16 protein-coding genes are annotated in these 16,985 nt (G+C 60.2%); 7 read left to right on the top strand and 9 right to left on the bottom strand.

What is annotated here, in order from left to right:
* Nucleotides 1-42 precede the first annotated feature (42 nt).
* From ACR3EN_RS10400 to ACR3EN_RS10380, 5 genes are all read left to right on the top strand, one after another.
* Complete coding sequence (locus ACR3EN_RS10400) at nt 43-1,407, top strand: FAD-dependent oxidoreductase (RefSeq protein WP_480822771.1); 1,365 nt, start codon at nt 43-45, stop codon at nt 1,405-1,407.
* Nucleotides 1,407-2,381 (top strand): isopenicillin N synthase family dioxygenase, encoded by a 975-nt coding sequence (locus ACR3EN_RS10395; protein WP_480822773.1) that lies wholly within the window; start codon nt 1,407-1,409, stop codon nt 2,379-2,381. The genes ACR3EN_RS10400 and ACR3EN_RS10395 overlap by 1 nt, the downstream gene beginning before the upstream one ends.
* A gap of 89 nt (nt 2,382-2,470) precedes the next feature.
* The gene (locus ACR3EN_RS10390; RefSeq protein WP_480822775.1) at nt 2,471-3,544 is read left to right on the top strand and encodes an AI-2E family transporter; all 1,074 of its coding nucleotides are present in this window, start codon (nt 2,471-2,473) and stop codon (nt 3,542-3,544) included.
* On the top strand, nt 3,545-4,234 hold the full coding sequence (locus tag ACR3EN_RS10385) for an HdaA/DnaA family protein (protein ID WP_480822777.1): 690 nt from the start codon (nt 3,545-3,547) through the stop codon (nt 4,232-4,234).
* A gap of 51 nt (nt 4,235-4,285) precedes the next feature.
* Nucleotides 4,286-5,830, top strand: coding sequence for a Ppx/GppA family phosphatase (locus ACR3EN_RS10380; protein WP_480822779.1), 1,545 nt, complete (start codon nt 4,286-4,288; stop codon nt 5,828-5,830).
* Here ACR3EN_RS10380 and ACR3EN_RS10375 read toward each other — a convergent pair whose 3' ends face one another.
* The 7 genes from ACR3EN_RS10375 to ACR3EN_RS10345 form a co-directional block, all read right to left on the bottom strand.
* Nucleotides 5,831-6,163, bottom strand: coding sequence for a hypothetical protein (locus ACR3EN_RS10375; protein WP_480822781.1), 333 nt, complete (start codon nt 6,161-6,163; stop codon nt 5,831-5,833).
* A gap of 76 nt (nt 6,164-6,239) precedes the next feature.
* Nucleotides 6,240-7,232, bottom strand: a complete 993-nt coding sequence (locus ACR3EN_RS10370) for an endonuclease/exonuclease/phosphatase family protein (RefSeq protein WP_480822783.1) — start codon at nt 7,230-7,232, stop codon at nt 6,240-6,242.
* Nucleotides 7,233-7,235: 3 nt separating this feature from the next.
* On the bottom strand, nt 7,236-7,916 hold the full coding sequence (locus ACR3EN_RS10365; RefSeq protein ID WP_480822785.1) for a TerB family tellurite resistance protein: 681 nt from the start codon (nt 7,914-7,916) through the stop codon (nt 7,236-7,238).
* A gap of 45 nt (nt 7,917-7,961) precedes the next feature.
* The gene (locus ACR3EN_RS10360; protein ID WP_480822787.1) at nt 7,962-8,450 is read right to left on the bottom strand and encodes an N-acetyltransferase family protein; all 489 of its coding nucleotides are present in this window, start codon (nt 8,448-8,450) and stop codon (nt 7,962-7,964) included.
* A complete protein-coding gene (locus ACR3EN_RS10355; RefSeq protein ID WP_480822789.1) occupies nt 8,447-9,049 on the bottom strand; it encodes a VOC family protein in 603 nt (200 codons plus the stop codon). The genes ACR3EN_RS10360 and ACR3EN_RS10355 overlap by 4 nt, the downstream gene beginning before the upstream one ends.
* Nucleotides 9,050-9,119: 70 nt before the next feature.
* Nucleotides 9,120-11,246, bottom strand: a complete 2,127-nt coding sequence (scpA, locus tag ACR3EN_RS10350; protein WP_480822791.1) for a methylmalonyl-CoA mutase — start codon at nt 11,244-11,246, stop codon at nt 9,120-9,122.
* Entirely contained in the window at nt 11,243-12,058 is an 816-nt protein-coding gene (locus ACR3EN_RS10345; protein ID WP_480822793.1) for a hypothetical protein, read from the bottom strand. Before ACR3EN_RS10345 ends, scpA begins: the two co-directional genes overlap by 4 nt.
* 171 nt (nt 12,059-12,229) lie before the next feature.
* On the opposite strand from ACR3EN_RS10345, the gene ACR3EN_RS10340 reads away from it, so the two are divergent.
* The gene (locus tag ACR3EN_RS10340; protein ID WP_480822795.1) at nt 12,230-12,676 is read left to right on the top strand and encodes a DUF4174 domain-containing protein; all 447 of its coding nucleotides are present in this window, start codon (nt 12,230-12,232) and stop codon (nt 12,674-12,676) included.
* Nucleotides 12,677-12,752: 76 nt separating this feature from the next.
* Here the strand turns inward: ACR3EN_RS10340 and ACR3EN_RS10335 are convergent, their stop codons facing one another.
* Complete coding sequence (locus ACR3EN_RS10335; protein ID WP_480822797.1) at nt 12,753-14,798, bottom strand: acetyl-CoA carboxylase biotin carboxylase subunit; 2,046 nt, start codon at nt 14,796-14,798, stop codon at nt 12,753-12,755.
* A 117-nt stretch (nt 14,799-14,915) separates the two neighbouring features.
* Complete coding sequence (locus tag ACR3EN_RS10330; protein ID WP_480822799.1) at nt 14,916-15,119, bottom strand: hypothetical protein; 204 nt, start codon at nt 15,117-15,119, stop codon at nt 14,916-14,918.
* 650 nt (nt 15,120-15,769) lie between these two features.
* Here ACR3EN_RS10330 and ACR3EN_RS10325 point away from each other — a divergent pair.
* Nucleotides 15,770-16,921 carry a DcaP family trimeric outer membrane transporter gene (locus ACR3EN_RS10325; RefSeq protein WP_480822801.1) on the top strand — a complete coding sequence of 384 codons (1,152 nt, stop codon included), beginning with the start codon at nt 15,770-15,772 and terminating at the stop codon, nt 16,919-16,921.
* Nucleotides 16,922-16,985 lie beyond the last annotated feature (64 nt).

Below are 16,985 nucleotides of genomic sequence, written 5' to 3'. Positions count from 1 at the left end.
GGAAAATAAAATGTGTCGGAAACTTAGAAACGTGAGGCCCCGATGCAGACCATTACCGAACCCGCCCGGCAAATCCCGATTGTTCACCAAACCGACATTCTGGTCGTGGGCTCCGGCCCCGCCGGACTCGCCGCCGCCCTTGCCGCCGCCCGTGCTGGGGCCGAAGTGACAATCATGGACCGGTTCGGCTGCATGGGCGGCAACATCACCGCCGTGGGGGTCGAGGGTTTTGCCTGGTATCGCCACGAACAGACGGTCGAGGCAGGCGGCATCGGCATGGAGTTTGAGACCCGCGCCAAGGAAATGGGTGCCGCGGTGCCCGAAAGCCAATCGCTCAGCTATGAACTGGACAGCGAAGGGTTCAAGCTGGTCGCCGATCGTCTGATCGAAGAGGCTGGTGTGCATCCCATGCTGCACCGGCAATTCGTCGCTCCGATTATGGAAGGGGATCGGATCACCGGCGTCATTACCGAATCCAAGGCCGGGCGCGAGGCGATTTTGGCCCGCGTCGTGATCGACGCCACCGGCGATGCCGATGTGGCCCATCGCGCGGGCGCGCCGACGCATAAGACTGCGCCGGAGAAGATGATGGCGGCCTCGGTCATGTTTCATCTGGCCGGTGTCGACAAGCGCGCCTTTATGGAGGGCGTCAAAGCTGATCCGCAAACCTACAAAGATTGGGGCGGCGGCGGTGAGTGGAACATCGAAACTTCGGGCAAAGAGGACGACATGTTCTCGCCCTTCGTCCACAAACCGTTCCAGCAGGCCATCGATCAGGGCCTGATCCCACCGCATCTGAACACCATCGCGGGCACTTGGGGGGCGATGCACGATACCGGAGAGCTGACCTACATGAACCTGATCCATCTGGATCAGATCGACGGCACCGACCCCGACAGCATGACGCGCGGCGAGATCGAAGGGCGTCGTCAGTCCATGTTGGCAATTGAGGCCCTGCGGCGCTTCATGCCCGGGTGCGAAAACGCCCGTCTGCGCAATTTCGGCATGACCATCGGCATCCGCGACACGCGCAAGATCGACGCCGTTTACAATATGACCGAGGATGACGCTCGCCATCAGGGCCGGTTCGAGGATACGATCGGCATCTACCCCGAATTCATCGACGGCTATGGCATCCTGATCCTGCCGACGACGGGGCGGTATATGCAGATTCCATACCGCTCGATGCTGCCCAAAGGAATAAGGGGCCTGTTGGTCGCGGGCCGCTCGCACGGGGCGGATCGGGTGGCTCACGCGGCGACGCGCAACATGGCCTGCTGCGCAGTCATGGGTCAGGGAGCGGGCATCGCTGCTGCCGTATCGCTGCAAAGTAATCAGGAGCTTGACCGCATGAACCTAGCACCGGTGCATCGGGAACTTGAACGCCAAGGGGTCAGGATCGCCTGATGCAGCACATCCCGACCATCGACATCTCGCCGCTGGCCGATCCCGCTGGCGCATCCTATGACCAGACCGTCCGACAGGTCATGGAGGCCTGCACCGGCATCGGGTTTCTGTCGATCACCGGTACCGGCATATCTCCGCAGACTGTAGATCAGGTCCGGCAGGTCGTCCGCGCGATCTTCGACGTCGATGAGGCGCGCAAATGGGATCAAGCGATCACCCGCGAGAATTATCGTGGCTATATCCCGATGGGGTTTTTCTCGCCCAATGATGGCTCGGGCACGGCGGATAAATACGAAGGCTACAAACTGCACCATGAGGTGCCCGAGGATGCGCCGATCCAGCAGGATTGCGCACTCTATGGCCCGAACCTCTGGCCCGCCGAGGTGCCGCAGGCCCGCGATATCATCCTTGATTATTGGCAACAACTGGACGGGGTGGCCGATCTGTTGCTGCGCGCACTGGAAACCGGCCTGGGCCTGACGCCGCGCACGCTGCGCGATGCGTTCCGCGACCCGATGACCAACATGACGTTGCTGCACTACCCTCCGCAGGCCCCGGATGAGCGCGGCTATGGCATTCACCCGCACAAGGACACGGATGCGCTGACCATTATCGCCCCCGACCCGGTGGGAGGGCTTGAGGTGCAAACGCGTGATGGCGGTTGGATCACGCCCGACTGCCCGCCCGTAGGCTTTGTGGTCAATATCGGCGACATGCTGGAGCTTTGGTCCGGCGGGCGATTGAAATCGACTCCGCATCGCGTGGTTAATCGCTCGGGGTGCGAGCGCTATTCCTTCCCCTATTTCGCTGTGCCCCGCCATGATGTGGTGGTCACACCTTTGCTGCCTGCCCTTCCCGGCTTTGACCGGCCATCGGTGCATTGCGGCCATTGGTCGGCCGAGATCTGGCGCACCAACTGGCCTGATGAGGCGGCCACCAAGGACACGCCCGAACTGGGCACCTTGACCGACTGAGACGCAAAAACCGTGCCCCATGATCCGCTTGCATCGCGGGGCATCATGGGCCAAGAACACGGCAACGCTGTGCAACAAGGGAATGCGCCATGGCTTTGCCGGTGAAGGATCAGTTCAGATACTGGGGCATCGCCGCTGTTGTCTTTGTTGTGCTTTTGTACCTGCTGGGCGACGTGCTGTTGCCCTTCGTTATCGGCGGGGCAATTGCCTATTTTCTTGATCCCGTGGCCGACCGTCTGGAAAAGCTGGGGCTTTCGCGCATGGCGGCCACCGGCATCATCACGGTCGTCGGCGTTTTGGGCTTCGTGCTGATGATCCTGATGGTTGTACCCGCGCTGATCACGCAGCTGCTTGACCTTATCGACATATTGCCCAGCCTGTTCAAAAGACTGCGCACCTTTGTCGAAACGCAGTTCCCGTCACTTCTGGACCGCGAATCCAATACGCATCAGATGCTGGTCTCGTTCGGGGAAACGCTGAAATCCAAAACCGGCGATGTGCTGCAGGGCGTCCTGGCGTCGCTCGGCTCGGCGATCAACGTCGTGGTACTGCTGGTCATCGTGCCGGTGGTAGCCGTTTACATGCTGATGGACTGGGACCGGATGATCACCCGGATCGGAGAGCTGCTGCCCCGTGATCACGCCCCCACCATCAAGCGCTTGGCGACTGAGATCGATGCGGTTCTTGCGTCCTTCGTGCGCGGTATGGGCACGGTCTGTTTGATCCTTGGCACCTATTACGCGGTGGCGCTGATGCTGGTCGGCCTGCAGTTTGGCCTGATCGTCGGCTTCATCGCAGGGCTGGTGACTTTCATCCCCTATCTGGGCGCGCTGATCGGGGGCACTCTCGCCATCGGGCTGGCCCTATTTCAGTTCTGGGGCGACTGGGCCCATGTTGGCATGGTTGCGGGTATCTTCGCGATCGGGCAAGTCACCGAAGGTAACTTCCTGACCCCTAAACTGGTGGGCAGTTCGGTCGGCTTGCACCCGGTCTGGCTGCTGTTGGCGCTCTCGGTCTTTGGCGCATTGTTTGGTTTTGTCGGCATGCTGGTCGCCGTTCCGGTGGCCGCCGCCTTAGGGGTACTGGCGCGGTTTGCGACCCAGCAGTACCTGAACAGTCGCCTCTACACAGGTCTCGAAGGGCTGCAGCAGGACGACGAATAAATGGCCACTCAGCTGAGCTTTGATCTACCGTCCAAGACCGCCTTGGGCCGCGAGGATTTCTTTGTCTCGCCTGCCAACGCGCTGGCGGTCGCGATGATCTCGGCCACCTCGTGGCCCGGCAACAAGCTGGTGCTCAGCGGCCCGGCGGGATCGGGCAAAACCCATCTGGCTCATGTCTGGGCGGCTGAAACCGGCGGGCGGATTGTGCAGGCAGCAGCCCTGCGTCATGACGAAGTTCCCGGTCTGGCGCGCGCGCCTGTCGCCGTCGAAGACGTGCCGTTGATCGCCGCCGATGCCGAGCAGCAGAAAACCCTGTTCCACCTGCATAATCTGGTTCTGGCCGAAGGGCACGCGCTGCTGATGACAGGCCGCTCGGCTCCGAATCTGTGGCACCTGCCGTTGGCCGATCTGCAAAGCCGCGTCGAAGGCGCGCATCACGTGGCCCTTGAGACCCCCGACGACGCGTTGCTGGGGGCCGTGCTGGCAAAGCTTTTTACCGACCGTCAGTTGAACCCGGGGCCGGATGTGATTGCCTATCTGGTCAAGCACATGGACCGCAGTTTCGAAGCCGCAGCTCAAATGGTCGAGCAACTGGACGAGATTGCGCTGAGCGAAAAGCGCGACATCACCCGTGCGCTGGCGGTACGCCTATTGAACACAGAAGCGGAACAATCGGATGCGTGCAATTGACCGCCGCAGGGCGATCTCGCATCCTGACGCCAATGAATACCTGGGGACACCATGACCAAAATCGCCGAAACCGATTTCCCCGATCACGGGCTGTTCGGAAAGCCCTTGTTCGAAGATCCCGGCGCGCGCGCGCTGTCACGGGTCGGGGTTGTCGATATCGGATCGAACTCGGTCCGGATGGTGATCTTTGACGGCGCGGCGCGCTCTCCTGCCTATTTTTACAATGAAAAAGTGATGTGCGAACTGGGCGCGGGCCTGTCCGAGACCGGGCGCCTGAACCCGCAGGGGCGCAAACGCGCGCTGGCTGCACTCCAGCGGTTTCAATACCTTGCCAAGGATCTTGGCCTGCCCGCTCTGCACGCGGTCGCCACCGCCGCGGTGCGCGAAGCCAGCGACGGGCCCGAATTCTGCGCACAGGTCAGAGCCGAGACCGGCCTGATCATCAACGTCGTCGATGGCGAGGAAGAGGCCCGCCTCTCCGCGCAGGGCGTTCTGCTGGGCTGGCCCGGCGCTTACGGGCTGATCTGCGATATCGGCGGATCTTCGGTGGAACTGGCCGAAATCGGCGGTGGCAAAGTCGGGCGCCGCATGACGTCGCCGCTTGGGCCGCTTAAGCTGCGCGACATCAAAGGCGGCCGTCAGGCCCGCAAGGCATATATCAAGACAACGCTGGAAGAGATGCGTGACCGCATGGGCCCCCAGCGCGATCGTCTGTTTCTGGTTGGCGGCAGTTGGCGCGCCTTTGCGCGGCTGGATATGCTGCGCAGCGGCTATCCGCTGAACGTCTTGCACGAATACCGCATGACACAGAGCCAGGTGCGCGAGACCATAAAATTCATCGAAAAACACGACCCCGAAGACCTGCGCGCGCAGGCGGGGGTTTCAGGCTCACGCATGGCGCTGATCCCTTACGCAATGGACGTGCTGACCCGGTTGATCCGCACCTTCAAGCCCAAGGACATCGCCATCTCAAGCTATGGCATCCGCGAAGGCCTGCTGTATGAGCAGATGCCCCAACGCCTGCGCGACCGCGACCCACTGATCGAGGCCTGTCGCTTTGCCGAGGCCAAAGACGCGCGCCTGCCGGGCTATGGCAAGCACCTGTTCGAATTTGTGATGCCTCTGTTCCGCTCGGCCCCCGAGCATCGCGTGCGCCTGATAAAGGCCGCCTGCCTGTTGCATGATGTCAGCTGGCGCGCGCATCCCGACTATCGGGCCGAGGCCTGTTTCGAATACGTCACCCGCGCCAACATGAGCGGGATCAAACACTCGGAACGCATATTCATCGGTCTCGCGCTTCAGCACAGGTACCGCAACAAGCGTGAGGGTAGTCGGTTCGTGGACTTATATGAGCTGCTGGATGAGCGCGGGCAGGAACAGGCCGAAATTCTGGGCAAAGCACTGCGCTTTGGCGCGATGCTATGGATGCAGCACGATGCAACGATGGGGAAGCTACGCTTTTATCCCAAAAAACAACAACTTGAACTTCGTCTTCCAAAGGCCGCCGGACCCTTGTTCAATGAGGTAGCAGAGGCGCGGTTTCAATCGCTGGCATCGGCGCTGAAATCTGATCCGCGCGTCATCCTGCGTGGATAGTCAGATATCCGTAAACCCGTCCGAAGGCGCCTCGGGCGGCACCTCTTCTTCGGGTCGCACCGCAGGCTTTTTACGGATGATGATATCGCCATTTGGTAGCATCTGAGGCGCTTCATAGGCGCTCCAATCCTGCACCTGACCGGCCAGATCCGCTAGGGCAGGCCCCATTTCCCGCATGAAGGATTGCAAAGCCGGACCAAGCTGGTCGGCAAAGCCGCGCAGATCTTCGATCGCCGGTTCCATCTCTTGCCTCAGGCCTTCAAGAAACAGCTCGGCACCGCGCTCCATCAAAGACTTAGCTGTGTCGTCCTCAGCCTGGGCAGGCAAGGCCATGGCGGCGCACGCCCCACAGGTCAATATCAATCGTCGCATGCGAATAATATAGGCAAGGCCGATGCAGGTTGAAAGGTTACAAATCGATATCCAACGTGACCGGGAAATGATCGGACGCCGCAAGCAAGGCCTCACGCAGTTCGGGTGCCCGCCAACAGGCCGCATCGCGGAACGGGTGCCAGATGCGCCAATTGGGGGTGTGAGCTTCCAGATCCTTGCTGATCATTATGTAATCCAACAAGGCTTCGAGATAGCGCCCCTCGTCAGGGCGCGCAAAGCGCGCCGTGGCCGGAATCGAACCGGGCCGGGGTCCCAACGCACGCGCCGCATGGGGGTCATGGAGCCCCGCCTGCAAAACGATCTCGACCGACGAGCGGCCAAACAGATGTTCGAACTCATCAAGGCCCGGCCCGTCATTCAGATCGCCCAACAGGATAACAGAATCCTGCGCAGCCAAATGCTGTTCGACTCTCCGCGCCAGCCATACAGCCTGAGCAAGTTGCTTGCGGCGGTTGGCGATGGATATCCGGATCATCTCATCCCGTGATCCCGCCCCGTGAGGGGCCTTGGACTTCAGGTGTGCTCCGATCAGGCGGAACGCGAAGCCCGAAGCCGTCGTGACGGCCAACTCCATCGGCGGCTTTGAAAACTGCACCCGATCCTCGGTTGCATCCACATCCAGATCAATGCGGAACTCGGCATCGAAACGGGGTGCATTATCCGCTTGCTGTGGCGCATGGCGGGGTTTGAGCATATCGGGATCGTATAGCAGCGCCAATTCCTGATGGGTGGTGTTGGCGAACCCCATGATTGCCTGACTCGTACGCAGCTTGAACGCATCCGCAAAGTTCTGCAGTGCCCGCACGGTGTTTTGGGTTTTCCCGGTGTTTGGCGCCTCGACAATCAGCAAAGCGTCGGCGTCAATCGCCGTCAGCACTGTCGCGATCGCCTCTATCTGTCTGGCCTTGGTCACATCGTGACGCCCCGACCAGCTTTCATCGACGATCAGATCGTCATTGCGGTCAAACAGGTTGGCAAACCATTCGATATTGTAGGTCGCCAGCCGCATGGATCAGGCTTTGGCGCCGTTGATTTCATCCCATGCACGGTTGATGTCTATCATCTTTTTCTCGGCCAGCCGCACCGCTTCCTCCGGGACACCACGCGCGATCATCGCATCGGGATGTGTGTCGCGCACCAGTTGACGCCAAACCTTGCGAATTTCGGTCAGCGGCGCGTCGCGGGCCACACCCAGCACCGTGTAGGGGTCTTTTGGCGCATCCGGCACAAAGCGCGCGCGCAGCGCCATGAACTGCGCATCGGTCTGGCCGAAAATACGACTGACCTCTTCCAGGAACTCGTTCTCGTTGGGATGATAGAACCCATCGGCCATGGCGATGTGAAAAAGCCCCTCCATCAAATCGCAGAGTGTTGTGCTGTCTTCTGCAAACATTCCGGCGATCTTGCGGGCATAATCCTTATAGCCCGCGACATCGGTTCGGGCCATGTCGAACACCTTGGCCGCGCCGTCCTCATCTTCGGGCGCGATCCGGAAAACCTCGCGGAAGGCGGTGACCTCGTCACGTGTGACTTGACCGTCAGCCTTCGCCATTTTTGCCCCAAGTGCCACGACTGCAATCGCAAAGGCCACCGAGCGTTCGGGCGGCGTTCGCAGTTTCTCGAAAACTGCGGTCAGGCTTTCGCCTTGGGCAAGCGCGTTCAGCGCGTCGGCTATTCTGGTCCAGATCGACATGAGCGCACCCTAGCGCGCCTTGGCGCAACTGTCAGGTGCGACAGATCACTGCGGGCCGAGTATTTTCTGCATCAGCACAAGATCCAGACGTTGCCCCCATTTGAACCCGACCTGTGGCATCAGACCAACCTGTTCGAAGCCAATTGCCGAATGAAAAGCGATCGCTGCCGGATTGGCGGAGGAAATGCCTGCAATCAGGACATGCACATTGCGCTCTATCGCAACCGCCTCCAATGCCTCCATCAGCGCGCGGCCCGCGCCCTGCCCCCGGGCAGCAGGTCTCAACTGGACCGAATGCTCTTGGCATTGCGCGTAGCCCGGTCCTGATCGGAAAGGGCCATACGTGGCAAAGCCTGCGACCACGCCGTCACGCTCCGCCACCAGGTAGGCTGGCCCCCGGCCGAGGATATCCGCGGCCACGCTTTCGGCTCCGCGCGTGTCGGTCGTGAAGGTGAACAATGTGTCGCGTATCGTGCTGTTTGCGATTTCAGCTATCGCAGGCGCGTCTTCGACCTTCGCCTGCCGAATGTTCATTCGAGCACGCGCACCCCATGAGGTGTCTCGATTTCGGCCCTTAATGCTGCCGGGCCGCTGTCAAACACAACGGACTCCAACGCGCCCAGCGCTTTTGCAAGATCCAGCGCATCCGGATGGCACACGACCAGTCGGCGCAAACGGCAGCCGCTGTCCGACAGCATCTGCGTCGGATGCAGATCGCCTTGCCACTCGATCAGTGCCGGGAAGAGGTTATCGTAAGGCAAACGCCCATTGGGGGGCACAGCCATCTGCCAGCGCAGCGCCCCCCGGTTGAGATCAATCGGCTGACCCACCCCATCGGGGAAGATGGTCAGAGCCGCGTGGATATCAGGGACGCTGCAAATCCAGTTGGTTAAGCGAGGCGTCCCGGCAAACCGGTCCAGATCGAACCAGCGTGTACGCTGCGGGTTGGGGGCATCAGGATCGATTGCGATCGCCTCAAGATACAGCCCGTCCCGCAGGCCGAGAAGCCGGTTATGCGTTCCGAACTTCTCGTGCTTGCCGCCGTCCTGCAAGTGCACGCCCAGTACCTGCTCGATATGGGCCGAAGCCTCTTCCAGCGATGCACCTGCCACGGCCAGATGATCCAGTTTCATAAGCGTCCCCAATTACAAAATCTTCACCGAAGATTTTGTAGCATAAGATTTTTCGACGAAAAATCTTGGTCTATGCCCGCGCTTGGTTGATCAAACGCAGGATGTCCTGCGCGGCTTCGGGGATGTTGGTGCCCGGGCCGAAAATCGCTTTGACCCCGTGATCATAGAGGAACTGATAATCCTGCTGTGGGATCACACCGCCGCAGATGACGATGATATCTTCAGCACCAGCCTTTTTCAGCTCTTCAACCAGTTGCGGGGCCAGCGTCTTGTGCCCGGCGGCCTGCGAAGAAATTCCGACCACATGCACATCATTGTCCACAGCATCCTGCGCCGCTTCGGCGGGCGTTTGGAACAACGGCCCGACATCTACGTCAAAGCCAATGTCCGCAAAGGCGGTAGCAATCACCTTGGCCCCACGGTCGTGTCCGTCCTGCCCCATCTTCACCACCAGCAAACGCGGGCGGCGGCCTTCGGTCTCGGCGAAATCCTCAATAGATTTCTGAATCGCCGCGAAACCCTCGTCCCCTTCGTAGGCTGCGCCATAGACACCGGCCAGAGTTTTCACTTCGGCGCGGTGACGGCCGAATTCCTTTTCCATTGCCATACTGATCTCTCCTACGGATGCGCGGGCGCGGGCGGCCTCGACCGCAGCAGCCAGCAGGTTTCCACCCTCGCGGGCGGTCTTTGTCAGGTTGTCCAGAGCTTGTTGGCACGCGGCGTCATCGCGGGTGGCACGGATACGTTCCAGCCTTGCAACCTGAGCCTCGCGCACAGCGACATTGTCGACATCCAGAATATCGATCGGGTCTTCCTGTTCCTTGCGATATTTGTTGACGCCCACGATCACCTCATCACCGCGATCGATCATCGCCTGACGGCGGGCCGCGCTCTCTTCGATCCGCAGCTTCGGCATTCCGCTGGCGACGGCCTTGGTCATGCCGCCCATGTCCTCGACCTCTTCCATCAAGGCCCAGGCTTTTTCGACCAGTTCATTGGTCAGGCTTTCGATGTAGTAAGAGCCCGCCAGCGGATCGACCACGTCAGTCACACCGGTCTCTTCCTGCAGCACCAACTGCGTGTTCCGCGCGATGCGTGCTGAGAAATCGGTGGGCAGCGCAATGGCCTCGTCCAATGCGTTGGTGTGCAGCGACTGGGTGCCGCCCAGAACCGCGCTCATCGCCTCATAAGCGGTGCGGATGACGTTGTTATAGGGGTCCTGTTCCTGCAGCGATACGCCCGAGGTCTGACAGTGGGTTCGCAGCATCTTGGAGCGTTCGGATTTTGCCCCGAAATCGGTCATCACCCGGTGCCACAGCGTGCGGGCAGCGCGCAACTTGGCGATTTCCATGAAGAAGTTCATGCCGATGGCAAAGAAAAAGGACAAACGTCCAGCGAACTTGTCCACGTCCATCCCGGCCTGCGTCGCGGCGCGTACGTATTCGCGGCCATCGGCGAGCGTATAGGCCAGCTCCTGCACAAGGTTCGCCCCGGCCTCTTGCATGTGATAGCCCGAGATCGAGATCGAGTTGAACTTGGGCATCTCGTTTGAGGTATAGTCAATGATGTCCGAGATGATCTTCATCGACGGCTCAGGTGGGTAGATATAGGTGTTGCGCACCATGAACTCTTTCAGAATGTCGTTCTGAATGGTGCCGGACAGAACTGCCTTGTCATGCCCCTGTTCCTCACCCGCCACGATGAAATTGGCCAGAATCGGGATCACCGCACCGTTCATGGTCATCGACACCGACACCTTGTCGAGCGGAATGCCGTCGAAGAGAATCTTCATGTCCTCGACGCTGTCGATCGCGACGCCAGCCTTGCCGACATCCCCGACAACACGCGGATGATCACTGTCATACCCCCGGTGCGTCGCCAGATCGAAAGCAACCGAAACACCTTGCTGACCCGCAGCCAGATTGCGGCGGTAGAAAGCGTTCGATTCCTCGGCCGTCGAAAATCCCGCATACTGACGGATCGTCCACGGGCGACCGGCGTACATGGTCGCCTTTACACCACGTGTGAACGGCCCGAACCCAGGCAAAGAGCCCATATGAGGTAAATCCGCAGTGTCTTCCTGCGTATAGAGCGGTTTGACGTCGATGCCTTCCAGCGTTTCCTTGGTCAACTCGTCTAACGAGCGTCCGCGCAGCTCTTTCTCGGCCAGCGCGCGCCAGTCATTGGTATCAGTCATATCGGATTCCTCTCGTCGATTCGGGTTTCGGCCGGGTCCTGCCCGCCGGAATTGGTGTTTGTAAGGTGCATCAGCCGCGCCAGCCCACCGGCCCCAGAGGCCAGCCAGTCAAGGTCCTCAGCGTAATCGCTGAGCAGTTTGACGGATTGCTTGGGTTTGAAACTGTGCTTGCGCGCGGCACGCACCGCGTTTCGCCATGTATCGCTGAAACTGCGTGGCGCATTGCGCCCGGTCGCCAGACGCAATTGATCGTGTGGGCGCCCCGCGAAGTCTTCAAACGGAAAAATCTGCAGGCAGGCATTCGGAAACGCACCGCCAATATCACAGATAACGTCCTGCCAGCGCCGCATGCTGCGGACAATCTGCCTCCAGTTATCGGGTGTGGTTGGGGCGTGGCCCCGCTTGGTCAAATAGGCGTCAGCCGAGCTCCAATAAGCATCCTGTGCCCTTATGTTCAGGGCGATTTTGATTACCCGAGCGTCAAATACCTCGGCCAGTCGCTGCGCGCGCTCTTTCGCCTTGGGATAAAGTGACTTGAGCCGGAAGTTACCGCTCATCGTACCGACGAAATTCTCCTGACTGATGATCAGTTGACGAACCCCGCCTTGTTCGCACAGCCGCAGATCATGCAGGATCCGCGTGTGCGCCTGTGGTGTCAGGTCCCGCAGGCTGTTCAAGCCGTTCTCGCGCGTGCGCTCGGGGCCCCAATAGCCGATGCCCTCTTGCGCAAGGTCCGCGCTGTTGGCGCTCATATACTCCTGAAAACTGGAGGTCGCGCAGCGATGCGCCCCAAAGTGAAGGATCACGTCCATCCGCTTTCCTTCTTGATCTGCGCAACCGCTGCGTAACCGCACGTGACACGCGCCAAGGGACCTGTGCTTTGGCGGGGCTGAAACGTGACGCGCAATTTTTTGATGCACAAAGGCATTTCGCCAGTCGCATTCGTCCGGGCAACGGCTATATTCAAGGGAACAGGAGGCCATATGACACGCACGCTTGCCCTTGTTTTTTCGGCTTTATTCCCGCTGGCTGCGATGGCTGCCGACGGGTCGGCACCCGCAGATGATGCCTTTGTGCAGCCCGTCGGGGACAGCACACTAGACGAGTTCCTTTGGGTCAACCGCCCCATCGTTGTGTTTTCAGACACCCCGGCTGATCCCCGGTTCCAGCAGCAGATCGACATGCTCATGGACGGCGAGGCGGCAATGCGGGATCGCGATGTTGTGGTTCTGACTGACACCGACCCCTCGGCGCGGTCTCCGATCCGGTCGCAGCTGCGTCCGCGCGGATTCCAGATGGTGTTTGTCGACAAAGACGGCGTGGTCAAACTGCGCAAGCCCTCGCCCTGGAGCGTGCGCGAGATCGGTCGGTCTATCGACAAAACCCCCCTCCGCGAACGCGAGATCCGCGAACGGCGCGAGGGCGGCTGAGCACTTTCGCCACGCACGAAGGGCCCGGCGCGCAGCGCCGGAGACTCCGTTTGATATTGCGAAAGCGCTGACATCATCACTCGAACTCGATGATGACATCATCCACGGCGAGGCTGTCGCCGGGGCCCGCATTGATCTTGGAAACCACGCCCTTCTTCTCGGCGCGCAGGATGTTTTCCATCTTCATCGCCTCGACAGTACACAGCGCTTGGCCTTCCTGAACCTCTTGCCCCACTTCAACATCAATCTTGACGATCAGACCGGGCATCGGGCAGAGCAGCATTTTCGAGGTATCAGGCGGCAGCTTCTCGGGCATCATGCGCGCCAGTTCAGCCTGACGCGGTGTACGCACATGCACTTTCATATCCGCGCCCCGGTTACGGATGCGGAACCCGCCAGAGACCTTCCCAACCTTCAGCACAAGCGGGCTGCCATCGACCTCCAGCACGGCCAGCTGATCTCCGGGCGTCCAGTCCGAGGTGACGCGTGACGTGGTCCCATCAGCGAAGGTCACCGTCGACCCATCCTTATCCGCATCAATGGAAACGGCAAACTCCTCGCCCTGCAGCGTGACAACCCAATCAGAGCCAACCTTGCGCTCGTGGTTATCCATTCGGCCCGAGACGCGCGTGCGGCGAATCTCGGCCACACGATGCATTGCGGCGCACGAGGCCGCGATGCGACGCAGGTCTGCCCCCGGCAGGTCGACGCCTTCGAACCCCTCAGGATATTCCTCGGCAATAAAGGCGGTGGTCATGTCGCCGCTGACAAATTTCGGATGATCCATCACGGCCGACAGGAACGGCAAGTTGTGGCCAATGCCTTCGACCTCGAAGCTGTCCAAGGCAACACGCATCGCCTCGATCGCCTGTTCGCGGGTCGGAGCCCAAGTACAGAGTTTGGCGATCATCGGATCGTAATACATGCTGATCTCGCCGCCTTCATAGACGCCGGTATCATTGCGCACAGCGGACGGACCTTCGGGCGCATCGCCCTGCCATTTACCATTGACCAGCATCGGGCCAGCAGCCGTTTCCTGCGGCGGACGATAGCGGGTCAGACGACCGATCGAGGGCAGAAAGCCGCGATACGGGTCTTCGGCATACAGACGGTTTTCGATGGCCCAGCCGGTCAGCGTGACATCGTCCTGTGTGATGGTCAGCTTTTCACCAGCGGCAACGCGGATCATCTGTTCCACCAGATCGACCCCCGTGATCAGCTCGGTGACTGGGTGTTCCACCTGCAAGCGTGTGTTCATTTCAAGGAAGTAGAAGTTCTTTTCCCCGTCCACGATGAATTCCACCGTCCCGGCGCTGGCATAGTTCACCGCCTTGGCCAAGGCGACCGCCTGTTCGCCCATCGCCTTGCGCGTCTCGGGGTCGAGGAACGGCGACGGTGCCTCTTCCACCACCTTCTGGTTCCGGCGCTGGATCGAGCATTCACGCTCACCCAGATAGATGCCGTTGCCATGGCTGTCGCACAGAACCTGAATTTCGATATGGCGCGGCTGGGTCACGAATTTCTCGATGAAGATCCGGTCGTCGCCAAAGGAATTCGCGGCCTCGTTCTTGGACGACTGGAAGCCTTCGCGCGCCTCTTCATCATTCCATGCGATCCGCATCCCCTTGCCGCCACCCCCGGCGCTGGCCTTGATCATCACCGGGTAGCCGATGTCGTTCGAGATCTTGACCGCCTCATCCGCATCCTCGATCAGCCCCATATAGCCGGGCACGGTCGAAACCCCTGCATCCTGCGCGATCTTCTTCGAGGTGATCTTGTCACCCATGCTTTCAATCGCACCGACAGGCGGACCAACAAAGGCGACGCCTTCGGCATCCAGCGCCTCGGCGAATTTCGAGTTCTCGGACAGAAAGCCATAGCCGGGGTGCACCGCCTGCGCGCCGCTTTGGCGGATGGCATCCATGACCTTGTCGATCACGATATACGACTGGTTCGCAGGCGGCGGGCCGATATGCACCGCCTCATCCGCCATCGAGACATGCAGGGCGTTCTTGTCGGCGTCCGAGTAAATGGCAACGGTGCCGATACCCATTTTGCGCGCGGTCTTGATGACACGGCAGGCGATCTCGCCCCGGTTGGCGATCAGGATCTTGTTGAACATGGAACGTCCTTTGTCTTGGTGTTCTGGAAACGCAAAACGCCGCCGCAGGGCGAAAGCCCCACGACGGCGTGATGCGCGATGACCGACGGGGTCCGAATGGCCCCGATCAAATCGGTGTTAGTTGCAGTTGTTCTGCGTTTTGCAATACAGCACGTTGCCAGCGGCACCAACGGCCGCGCCCAGCAGCGGGTCCGCGCTGAGAACCGCCGCGCCGACCGCACCGGCACCACCGCCGATGATGGCCTGTTCGCCGGTCGTGTCACCGCAGGCCGCGAGGCCCGCGCAGGTCGCAAGCGCGAGAAGAATTCTTGAGTTTTGCATAGGTACTGCCCTTTCAGGTTCCTTGACTTGTTTTCAGCCACATGCCGAAAGCCTGCCTTGTTATGCAATATCAAATGACGTGATTCCGCCTTATGCGCAGCTTTTTGCCGCTTTTCGGTTGTGTTTTCAGGAAAGAAAAACGCGGGCAGGACCATGTGGGGTTCACAAGCCTGCCCGCGGAAGGAAGGGGTACGGAATAGTAGGTGCTTGTGCGACGCAGGCAAAGTAGTGCCGCACTGCGCATTCAAAATGCACGGTACAATTATGGGCGCAAACCAGACATTGTTTCCAAACAACTTTCCGGCTGAAACTTGCCCATCTGGCAAAAGCCCGCGCAAATTTGCGCCTATGCCGGGTTTAGGCCCAAATTCGGTCAAAGCCAGGGATGCCGTCACATTCCCGTTACAAATAGTGCGCGATTGACCAACCGTGGCGTTCTCATGATCACGGCGGATCACGTGTACCTGCCTCGAAAAACACCTTTTGCGCAGCAACTTACGCGCTCGCGTCACGCCCCTGTGACAGCGATGAGAGCTCTCGACACGTTTGCTTGAGCATTCGCGGTGATTCCCTCCCGATTTGGTGATTTCCATCGCAGAGGCTTGCGTGAAACGTTGGCCCTGCACACTCGCACACAAGGAAGTATCCCCATGATATTTAAGGGTAAAACCGCAAGCCTGCTTGCTGCCAGCGCGCTTACCGCGACCGGTCTGCCAGCCTTGGCGCAAGATGCTCAGACACAGGCTGAACTGGACGCGTTGCGCGCTCGGGTCGAAGCACTGGAGGCCACCAATCCCGGATCGGGCACGGGTGATCTGCAGATCGGCAATACGACGCTGGACGTCTATGGCTATGTCAAAGCTGACTTCTTCTATGACTTCGACTTCGATCAGGGTGACACGGCGTTCGTGAATGTCGTGGGCGAGCCCTCGGCGGCGACCAGCGGCACCTTTGGCGCTACGGTTCGTCAGTCGCGCATCGGATTGCGCACCAGCACCCCGTCGGGTGTCGGTGACATCCAAGGCCAGCTTGAGGTCGACGCGTTCGGATCGGACGGCACGGCCGAATTCCGCATCCGCCACGCCAACATCCGCATCGGTGAACAATGGCTGATCGGCCAGTACTGGACCAACTTCCAGCCGCTTGACACCTATCCGACCTCGGTCGAATTCAACGGCCCCGTCGGTATCGCTTTTGCGCGTGTCCCGCAGGTGCGCTACACCAATACCATTGGTTCGAACACCACATTTGCCGTCTCGATCGAAGAGAATGTCGGCGGGTCGGATTCGGATGATCCGGTCTTCACCGCGTCTGCCGAATACAATGACGGCAAATACATCGCACGCGGCGCGTTGCTCTACGGCAAGGCCGAAGGGGACGGGACCGAAGTTGATCAGACGGGTCTGACCCTTTCCGCCTCGGCCCGCCTGTGGGAAGGCGGCCTGATTCAGGCCAACTATGTCACCGGTGAAGCGCTTGGCCCTTGGCTGATCGGTCTGGGTGATGCTGTCGTCGGCGGCGAGGCCAACGATGTTGACGGCTTTACCCTGGAGCTGCGTCAGCAGTTGGGTCCAAAGTGGAACGTTGGTATCGCATATGGTTACGAGGACTACGACCTGCCGACCTCGACCGGCACGCTGTCGTTCACCGAACTGGAAACGATCCACGTGAACGCCTTCTACCAGTTGACGGACGACCTGACGCTCAGCGCCGAATACATCTACGGCGAGCGGAACGATACGATCTCTGGTGACGATTTCGACGCCAGCCGTATTCAGTTGGCTGCACAGCTGAACTTCTGAAGCACGCACAGCACCCTGCCCGCTCGCGGGCAGGGTCACTTTTTCATGACCCGGAAACAGGTTA

The sequence above is a fragment of the Ruegeria sp. G7 genome (assembly GCF_056535465.1).
This window is presented reverse-complemented; position numbering and strand designations above follow the sequence as displayed.